Source organism: Kineococcus arenarius subsp. arenarius, assembly GCF_050871845.1.
Classification (GTDB): domain Bacteria; phylum Actinomycetota; class Actinomycetes; order Actinomycetales; family Kineococcaceae; genus Kineococcus.
Genome location: NZ_JBJLSE010000169.1, coordinates 1 through 3,599, shown reverse-complemented (window position 1 = coordinate 3,599; position 3,599 = coordinate 1). Strand labels below are relative to the sequence as shown.

Sequence of the window (3,599 nt, the reverse complement as noted above, 5' to 3'; positions counted from 1 at the left end):
CCCCCCGCCCCGCCCCCCCCCCCCCCCCCCCCCCCCCCCCCCCCCCCCCCGCCCCCCCCCCCCGCCCCCCCGCCCCCGCCCCCCCGCCCCCGCCCGCGCAGGACGCCAGCCAGTGCTCGCGCGCCGCGAGCAGGCCCTCGTGCACCGCACCCCTGCCGCCCACGAGCGCACTCCCCGTCCCCGGTCGTCCTCGGCCCGTCGCCGCGACGGTAGGCGCGGGTGGCCGCCACCCACAAGCGCCCCGCACCCGCCCGCGGGAGCGGGGTGCTCGCGGGTGCGACGATCTGCACGGACCGCGCGGCACCGCCCGCACCGCCCCACGACCACCACCCGAGGAGCTCCCGATGACCGACGGCCCGCGGCCGCTGAACCTGCGCGAGGTCGCCGAGGGGCTGCGCTCCCCGCACGCCCCCACCGCGCCCGCCGGTCCCGGCTCACCGCTGCGGGCGCCCTCGCGCCTGCGCGAGCTGGCCACCTGGCTGGCGGGCACCCGCGACGCCGACGTCGCCGGGCCGCTGGAGCGCGTGCGCCTGGTCGTGCTGGCCGGCGACCACGGGGTGGCGGCGCGCGGCGTGTCGGCACCGGGGTCCGCCACCGCCGCGGACGCGGTGCGGGCCCTGGTGGCGGGCACCCACCCGGCGGCGGCGCTGGCCGCGGCCGCCGGGGTGGAGCTGGTGGTGCACGCGGTGGGGGTGGACGCCCCGGCGCCGGTCCTGGACGGCCTGCCGGCGCCGGTGACGGCCCGCGCGGTGCGCGCGGGCAGCGGGGACGTGGCGGCCGGTGACGCGATGACGGCGGAGGAGACGGAGGCGGCCGTGCGGGCGGGCGCCGCCGTCGCCGACGAGGCCGTCGACGAGGGCGTGGACCTGCTGCTGCTGGGCGACGTGGGGGCGGGGGCCACCACGGTCGCCGCCACCCTCGTCGCCGCGTGCCTGCGCAAGAGCGCCGTCGACGTGGTGGGCCGGGGCAGCGGGGTGGACGACGACGCGTGGATGCGCAAGGCGGCGGCGGTGCGCGACGCGGTGCGCCGCGCGCGGCCGGTGGCGACCCGGCCCGCGGTGCTGCTGCAGACCGTCGGCAGCCCGGACACCGCGGCGGCCGTGGGGTTCCTGCTGCGCGCGGCGGCGCGCCGCACGCCGGTCGTGCTGGACGGCGTGGTGGGGGCCGCCGCGGCGCTGGTCGCCTCGCGCGCCGTGCCGGGGGCGGAGAAGTGGTGGGTCGTGGGCGCGCGCACGGCCGAGCCGGCGCAGCACCTGGCGGTGGACCGCCTGAAGCTGACCCCGGTGCTCGACCTGGGCGCCGGCCGCGGGGCGGGCACCGGGGCCCTGGCGGCGCTGGGCGTGCTGCGGGCCGCGCAGGTGCTGGCCGCCGCGGACGCGGCGGCGGCCCCTCCGCGCCCCGCCCCGGAACCCGGGCCCGAGCCCGCCCCCCAGCCGCAGGCGCGGTCGGAGCCGCGACCGGAGCCCGGTCCCGAGCTCGGGGAGCAGGAGCAGGGGCAGGCCGGCGGGTCGGGGCAGCAGGGCGGCGCGCACGCCGCTGGGTAGGGTGAGCGCGTGGTGCGCCTGGAGCTGAGCAGCAAGTCCGTCAAGACCGTCCCCGCGGACGCCGTCGTGCTGGGGGCCGCCCGGGGCACCGGTCCCGACCCGGCCGCGCCGGTGCTGCTGGGGGCCGACGACCTCCCCCGGGCGGCGCGCTCGGCGATCGCGCGGGCCCTGGCCGACCTCGGCGCCGACGGCGCGGCCGGCTCGGTGCACCTGCTGCCGCAGGTCGAGGGCGTCTCCGCGCCCCTGGTCGCGGTCACCGGCCTGGGCGAGGACCCGGCGGACCCCGAGGCCCTGCGCCGGGCGGCCGGTGCGGCCGTGCGCGCGCTCGCCGGGCGTCGTCGCGTCGCGCTGGCGCTGCCCGTCCCGGACGCGGCGGCTGCCGGCGCGCTGGCCGAGGGCGCGGCCCTGGGCGCCTACGCCTTCACCCGCTACAAGGCCGCCCAGCGCCCGCCCGTGGAGCAGGTGGCGCTGCTGGTGGGCAAGCCGCGCGACAAGGCGCTGCGCGCCGCGCTGGAGCGGGCGCGCGTGGTCGGCGAGGCCGTCGCCGTCGCGCGCGACCTGGTCAACACCGCCCCCGGCGACCTCGCCCCGGCCGACCTCGCCGACGCGGCGCAGGACCTGGCGCGCGGCACGGGGCTGAGCGTGCGGGTGCTCACCGAGACCGAGCTGGCCGAGGGCGGCTACGGCGGCATCCTCGGCGTGGGGCAGGGGTCGTCGCGGCCGCCGCGGCTCGTCGTGGTGGAGCACGCGCCGAAGGGCGCGAAGGCGCACCTGGCGCTGGTCGGCAAGGGGATCACCTTCGACTCCGGCGGCCTCTCGCTCAAGCCCCCCGCGGGCATGGAGACGATGAAGAGCGACATGTCGGGCGCCGCGGCCGTGCTCGCGGCGGTCAAGGCGGTCGCCGACCTCGACCTGCCGGTGCGGGTCACGGGCTGGCTCGCGGTCGCCGAGAACATGCCCTCGGGCACGGCGATCCGCCCCTCGGACGTGCTGACCATGCACGGCGGCACGACGGTCGAGGTCCTCAACACCGACGCCGAGGGCCGTCTGGTGCTCGGCGACGCGCTCGTGGCGGCGACCGCCGAGCAGCCGGACCGCGTCGTGGACGTGGCGACCCTCACGGGCGCCCAGGTGGTGGCGCTGGGCAACCGCGTCTCGGCGGTCATGGGCAACGACGACGCCTTCCGCGCCGACGTGCTGGCCGCGGCGGAGCGGGCCGGTGAGCAGTTCTGGCCGATGCCCCTGCCCCAGGAGCTGCGGGCGAGCCTGGACTCGCAGGTGGCCGACCTCGCCAACATCGGCGACCGCGCCGGCGGCATGCTGGTCGCGGGGCTGTTCCTGCGCGAGTTCATCGGTGAGCGCGCCGACGGCACTCCCGTGCCCTGGGCCCACCTGGACATCGCCGGGCCGGCCTTCCTCACGACCGAGCCGTACGGGTACACCCACCGCGGCGGCACGGGCGTGGCGGTGCGGACCCTCCTCGCGCTCGCCGAGGACCTCTCCTCCTGAGATTCAGCTCACAGCGCGTGCACTAAGAGCAACTACCGCTATGCTCAGCGTGACGGTCCTCGGGGGACGTCGACCGTCCACCCGATGAGGCCCACCCGCGCACCTCGCACCGACGGGGTCGATTCCCTGGAGGATCCATGCCCACCACGCACTCCACCCGGAACGCCGCCGCGCAGCCCCGCCTGCGCCTGCTCGCCCGTCGCGCCGCGGCCGCCGCGGCCGCGTCGGCGGTGCTCGCCGGTGGCGGCCTGCTGACGGCCGCGTCCGCCTCGGCCGCCCCCCCGGCGATCTCGGTCATCAGCTCCTCGGCCTTCCAGGCGTCCGTCGACGCCCGCAAGGAGTCGGTGACCACCCGCAAGGAGTCCGTCACCACCCGCAAGGAGTCGGTGACGACCCGCAAGGAGTCCATCGCCACCCGCAAGGAGTCGGTGACCACCCGCAAGGAGTCCATCTCCCTGCGCAAGGAGTCGGTCTCGTTCGAGCGGGAGCGCTGAGCCGCCCCCACCACGCGCGCACGACGGCGGCGGCACCCCCCGGGGTGCCGCC

At 79.5% G+C, this 3,599-nt stretch carries 3 protein-coding genes; all 3 read left to right on the top strand.

Features of this window, described 5'->3' with window-relative positions; all coding sequences use genetic code 11:
- Nucleotides 1-344 precede the first annotated feature (344 nt).
- The 3 genes from ACRYM0_RS20575 (at nt 345) to ACRYM0_RS20565 (ending at nt 3,547) form a co-directional block, all read left to right on the top strand.
- Nucleotides 345-1,544 (top strand): nicotinate-nucleotide--dimethylbenzimidazole phosphoribosyltransferase, encoded by a 1,200-nt coding sequence (locus ACRYM0_RS20575; protein WP_432507710.1) that lies wholly within the window; start codon nt 345-347, stop codon nt 1,542-1,544.
- Nucleotides 1,545-1,553: 9 nt separating this feature from the next.
- Nucleotides 1,554-3,053: a leucyl aminopeptidase gene (locus ACRYM0_RS20570; RefSeq protein ID WP_432507709.1), complete on the top strand. Its 1,500-nt coding sequence runs from the start codon at nt 1,554-1,556 to the stop codon at nt 3,051-3,053.
- Between the two features lie 137 nt (nt 3,054-3,190).
- A complete protein-coding gene (locus ACRYM0_RS20565; RefSeq protein ID WP_432507708.1) occupies nt 3,191-3,547 on the top strand; it encodes a hypothetical protein in 357 nt (118 codons plus the stop codon).
- Nucleotides 3,548-3,599: the final 52 nt, after the last annotated feature.